A 5662-nucleotide genomic window follows, 5' to 3' on the forward strand; every position below is an offset into this window, starting at 1 on the left:
GCTCCTGCCACCCCGCCCCCGTCCGCCACTCCGCCCGCCACCGAGCCTCCGCAGCACACCGGGACAGCGCTGGAACTGCTCGTCCACGGCGTCGGCGGCGCCACCCCGCAGGAGATGCTGGGCGACCCACGTACCGTCCGGGTCACCGGGGACACGACCGCCGCCGTGTACCGGCGCAGCGAGGACGCCGACGGCGAGAAGCACCCCGAGCGCTACCGGGACGAGCCCGTCGCCGAGGCGTACTGCTGGTCCGGCCTCACCTCCGGTAACGGCTCCCGTGCGCTGTGGCTGCTGCTCCTGCCGTTCATGGTGGTCAACCTGGCCCACTGGATGCGTCCCGCCGCCACCGGCCGCACCCGCTCGGTCCGGCTGTACGGCGTCCTGGTGCGGCTCGTGGCGCTCAGCCTCACCGTGCTGCTCACGGCGGCCGCCTGCGAAGTCGCCCTCGACCTGCTGGCCTGGCAGTGCGCGGGAGCCGACGCCTGCGCCGAACGCCGTTCCTGGCTCGGCTTCCTGTCGGAGCGTCAGGGTGGCTGGTGGTCCCAGCCCGGCCGCCGCCTCGCCCTGGCGGCGCTCGTCCCCACGGCCCTGGTGGGGCTGCTGTGGTACCTGTCCAACCGGACCTGGAGCGCGTACGAGTCCCAACGCCCGCTGGACGGAGAGGACTTCGACGAGGACGACCCCTTCGGGGCGGCGGCGGCCCACGGCCCGGACGCACCCGGCCCGGACGCCGACGGGAGCCCGCGCAAGGCCGTTCCGGTCCGCCCCGCGCTCGGCAGGCCCGGCTTCTGGTACGGCCGGCGGCTCGTCGCCCGGCTCCGCGCCGCCCACACGGCGGCCGGGTTCCTGACCGTCGCCGCGGCCGTCGCCGGCGCCGCCGCACGACACGACCGGGGCGCCGAAGGACCGGTGCCCCGGTTCATCGGCGCGGCCGTCGAGGGCGGCATCGTCCTGTGCGCGCTCGTCGTCGTCTGGGTCGTCTGCCGCCGGGGCCGCAGCGAACGCACCCGCGACACCCGCCTGGACGGCGCCCTGATCAGCTGTCTGCCCGGCTCCGCGCTGGCCCTGCTCGGCCTCGCCGTCCTGTACGCGTCCTGGTCGCGCCCCTCCTGGCAGTCCTCGGGCACCCTGCCCGGCGAGGCCACCTTCCGGTTCCTCGCCCTCGGCCAGGGCATCCTCGTCATCGCCCTCGCCGTGGTCGCCCGGGGCCTCTACCGGCGAACCCCCGAACCCCGCACCGTCCTGTACGGGCTCGGCGGCCCCGCGGTCGCGATGCTCGCCTGCGCCCTCGGCGGTGTGATGACCGGCGGGGTGGCCCAGCGCGTCGCCGACTGGCTGGACGGCCCCGGCACCCCGGGCATGGGCCGCAGCTCCGACATCGCCGGACCGCCGGTACTGCTCAGCTGGCAGGCCTCCGTCATCCCGGTGCTCCTGCTCCTCCTGCTCGTCCCCGTGCTGGTGCTGGTCGTCCGCACCGCGCGCACCGCCCGCCGCCTGGGCCCGGTCATCGAGGCGGAGTACGCCCCCGAACCGCCCGACGAGGGGCGCACCCGCCGCATCGCCCGGATCCGCGCAACCGCCGCCCTCACCGACTCCGCGCCCTGGATCCTCGGCGTCGTCTCCACCGCCACCCTGCTGCTCGGGGCGGGCGCGATCGCCGGATCCTGGTACAGCGACCAGGTGCCGGGCCGGGCCGCCGACGGAAGCGGGCCGCTCCTCGAATCGTTCGCCGACGCCGCCCAGTCCACCGGCTCCTGGCTGATCGGCTTCGGCTTCATACTCTTCGTCGCCGGCGGCCGCCGCGCCTACAAGGACGCATCGGCCCGCCGGACCATCGGCATCCTCTGGGACGTGGGCACCTTCTGGCCCCGCGCCGCCCATCCCTTCGCGCCCCCGTGCTACGCCGAGCGCGCAGTCCCCGACCTCGCCTCCCGGATGTCCGCCTGGACGTCGACCACACCCCGGGGCCGGCTCGTCATCTCCGGCCACTCCCAGGGCAGCGTGCTCGCCGCCTCAGCCGTCTGGCAACTGCCCGACGCCACCCGTCCGCGGGTCGCCCTGCTCACCTACGGCTCGCCCCTGGAGCGGCTGTACGGGCGGTGGTTCCCGGCCTACTTCGGCTCCGAGCCGCTGCTCGGGCTGCACCGCTCGGTGCACTGCTGGCGCAATCTGTGGCGGGCCACCGACCCGATCGGCGGCCCCGTCCGCATCGGCGCCGACCCCGACCCGGGCGTCGACCGGGGCCCGCTGAAGGACCCGCTGGCCTACGGGCGGACCACGAAGCTCCCGCTGCCCGAACCGATCCTCGGACACTCCGACTACCAGGCGGACCCGGCCTTCGCCGACGCGCGCGCCGACCTCCTGGAGGAGCTGGGCCCGCGCGTCCCCCGGCAGGCGGAGGCGCGGACTCAGAAGGGCACGTCGGGGAGGTCCTCCGGGTAGAGCAGGGTCAGGTCGTCCGTGCTCGGCTCGGCGAGCTGGGCGACCCGGCCCGCGTGCCGCTCCACCATCGACTCGAAGGTCTGGCGGGCGGTGCGGCCGTTGCCGAAGGCGGGGCCCTTGGGGAGCGCCGTGAAGTGCTTCAGGAGCGCCTCCCCGGTCCCCGCCGCCAGGCTGTACTCATGCTCCTCGGCCTGCTGCTCGACGATCCGCAGCAGCTCCTCGGGGAGGTAGTCCTGGAAGGTGATGGTCCTGGAGAACCGCGATGCCACCCCGGGGTTGACGGTGAGGAACCGCTCCATCTCATGGGTGTAGCCCGCGACGATCACGACCACCGCGTCCCGGTGGTCCTCCATCAGCTTCACCAGGGTGTCGATGGCCTCCCGCCCGAAGTCACGGCCGGAGTCCTCGGGGGAGAGGGCGTACGCCTCGTCGACGAACAGCACCCCGCCGCGCGCCCGGTCGAACGCCTCCTGGGTCCGGATCGCCGTCGAGCCGATGTGCTCGCCGACCAGGTCGACCCGGGACACCTCGACCAGATGACCGCGCTCCAGCACGCCGAGCGAGGCCAGGATCTCCCCGTACAGCCGGGCGACCGTGGTCTTGCCCGTACCGGGAGAGCCGGTGAAGACGAGGTGGCGGCGGACGGACGCGGCCTTCAGACCGGCCTCCGCTCGGCGCCGGCCCACCTCGATCATGTCCGTGAGCGCCCGCACCTCCCGCTTGACGCTGTCCAGGCCCACCAGCGCGTCCAGTTCACCGAGGACTGCCGAGGAGTCCCGGGCCGGCTCCGCCGGGGCGACCGGCTCGGGGACGGGCTCGATGGCGCGCTGCCCGGGCAGCGCGCCCAGCAGACCCGGCGTCGACTGCGTGGCCGTCAGCACCGGGGGAGGCGGGGCCGGAGCCGTCCGCAGACCGCTCTCGTCGCTCGTGCAGTCCCGGGCCACCGGCCCGGCCGTGGAACCGCCGTCCCCCTCGGGGAACTCGTAACCGCCCCGCGCGCACCGCTCGGTACGGCACCGGGTCAGGGTCGTGCGGCAGCCCTCCATGACGTGGAAGCCGTACCCCTCACTGCCCGTCACCCGGCAGCCGTCGAAGGTGCCCCGGCCCTCGGCCGAGACGTAGAACCCGGCCTCGGCGGGTGAGGTGACCGTGCAGCGCTCGATGGTGGGGTCCGCGCCCTTGGTGACGATGACCCCGGTCTGCGCAGCGTCGATGGTGCAGTTGTTCAGCGTGCCGCCACTGCCGTGGTCACGGAACCAGGCGCCCGTGGACGCCTCCCGGATCCGGCAGTCGTCGAGCTGCGCGGTCGCCCCGTCGCTCACCGACACGGCGGTGTTGCGGATCTGGGAGAGGTCGCTGTCCACCACATCGGCGCGCGACCCCCGGTCGAGGACGAACAGGGCGTCGGGCACGTCGTGCACCCGGCAGGCGTCCAGTATCACCGTCGCGCCGTCACTGACCCAGACCGCCGGATAGTCGCCCGTACTGTCGTGGATCTCGCACTGGTTGGCGTCGACCCGGGTCCCCGGGTCCCAGACCGAGAGCCCGTTGCGGCCGAACCGGCGGACCGTGGAACGGGTCAGCGTGAGCACCGAACGCGACCGCAGGTCGACGGCGTTCTCCGGGATGTCGTGGATGTCGCAGTCGGCGAGCGTCAGCACCGCGTCGGTGTCCAGCGTGACGCCGTCCGCCGAGGTGCGGTGCACGGTGCAGTCGGTGAGGTGGGCCGAGCCGCGGGCGGTGACCTGGATGCCGCTGCCCTTGATCTCGTACACCTCGCAGCCGAACGCCTCCAGGCCGCTGCCGTCGCCGGTGACGCCGATGCCCGCCCCGGACGCGTGGTGGATCCGGCAGCGGTCCAGACGCGGGTGGCCTCCGTCGCGGACCGACACCCCGGACTGGCCCGCCGAGACGATCTCGCACTCCTCGAACACCCCGCCCGCGCCGTCCAGTACGGCGATGCCGACCCCGGCCGGGTTGTCGACCGTGCAGCGCCGCACGCTGGGCCGGGCCGCGCCGCGTACCTCGATGCCCGCGGCGGACCGGGTCACGATCCGCAGGTCCGTCAGCTCCGCCGTGCCGTCCTCGACCAGCAGCGCCGGGGCCGCCGAGTCCTGGCCCTCGATGTGCAGCCCCTGGACGACCGCGGAGGCGCGCACGGTCAGCGGTACGCCGTCGAGCGGCGCGATCCGCACGGAGCCGGCCGAGCCCTCGGGGCCGCGTAGCGTCACCGCACGCGGGACGACGAGGTTCTCCCGGTAGGTCCCGGGTGCGACGGTGAGGACGTCGCCCTCGGCCGCCGCTTCCAGGGCCGCGGAGAGGGAGGCGTACTCGCCGGTGCGGCGGCGCCATCGCGATGTGCCGGTGTGCGTCACCTGGACCGTGCCCTGTGCCATGGCGTTGCTGTGCCCCCACCTCGTGCTGTGCGCTGCCTCGGGCCCGTCCGTCGCCGGGGAGGCGGACGGGGTCGGACCACCGTAGCGCGCGTGAGGGCCGGGAGTTGACGAGTCGGCCCCGCGGGGCCGTGCCGCCAACGCCCGGCCCGCGGGGCCGTGCGGCCGACGGCCGCGTCCGGCCGGCGGAGGCCGTGGTCAGCCGCCCGTTCCGGCCCGGCCCCAGTCCGCGCCGGCCGCGGCCCACTCCCGGTCGAGACGCGCGTACCGCTGCCGCAGCATGTGCCCTACGACCACCCTGCGGCCCGCCTCGACACATCCGGCGGCGAGCAGGAACGTACCGATGCCGGCCAGCACCGCATGGGACCGGGCGGCGCGCCCGTCCATCGGCGGGGGAACGGGAAGGCCCGCCGCGTCCGTCCAGATCCGCAGCGAGGACCCCGGGGAGCCGGGCCCCGACTCGGTGGCCACCTCTCCGGTGCGCGGGCTGCCGTCCGGGGCCTGCCAGGACGCCACCACCCACCTGCGCGCGGCACGCTCGGCGCCCCCCTCGGGATCGCCCGCGTACCGCTCGCGCCCCGGCGCCCGGCCCACCACGACCGCGTCGACGGAGTGGCGCTCCTGGTGCTGGGCGCGAACCGACCGCCGGAGGGCGTCATCGGCGAGGGAACCGCCGGCCCAGCCCGCGGCCGGGGCCCCGACCACGAGGAGCACCAGCGCTCCGAGCGCGACCCAGGCCTCGCGGCGGTCGGTGGCGCGGCGCAGCGGATTGTCCCGCCCGCGCAACAGCCCCCGCAGCAGTGCCCACTGCCCCCTCACCCCGTGCC

The 5662-nt window shown here is 75.3% G+C and carries 3 protein-coding genes; 1 reads left to right on the forward strand and 2 read right to left on the reverse strand.

Going from position 1 to position 5662, the window contains the following annotated elements; all coding sequences use genetic code 11:
- On the forward strand, positions 1 to 2442 hold a 2442-nt coding region (locus D3105_RS32205), incomplete at its 5' end, for a hypothetical protein (RefSeq protein WP_240647102.1).
- Here D3105_RS32205 and D3105_RS32210 read toward each other — a convergent pair.
- A complete protein-coding gene (locus D3105_RS32210; RefSeq protein WP_118906388.1) occupies positions 2409 to 4838 on the reverse strand; it encodes a right-handed parallel beta-helix repeat-containing protein in 2430 nt (809 codons plus the stop codon). The genes D3105_RS32205 and D3105_RS32210 overlap by 34 nt on opposite strands.
- A gap of 195 nt (positions 4839 to 5033) precedes the next feature.
- Positions 5034 to 5654 carry an Rv1733c family protein gene (locus D3105_RS32215; protein WP_118906389.1) on the reverse strand — a complete coding sequence of 207 codons (621 nt, stop codon included), beginning with the start codon at positions 5652 to 5654 and terminating at the stop codon, positions 5034 to 5036.
- Positions 5655 to 5662: the final 8 nt, after the last annotated feature.

The sequence above is a fragment of the Streptomyces globisporus genome, assembly GCF_003501885.1.
Classification (GTDB): Bacteria; Actinomycetota; Actinomycetes; order Streptomycetales; family Streptomycetaceae; genus Streptomyces; species Streptomyces globisporus_D.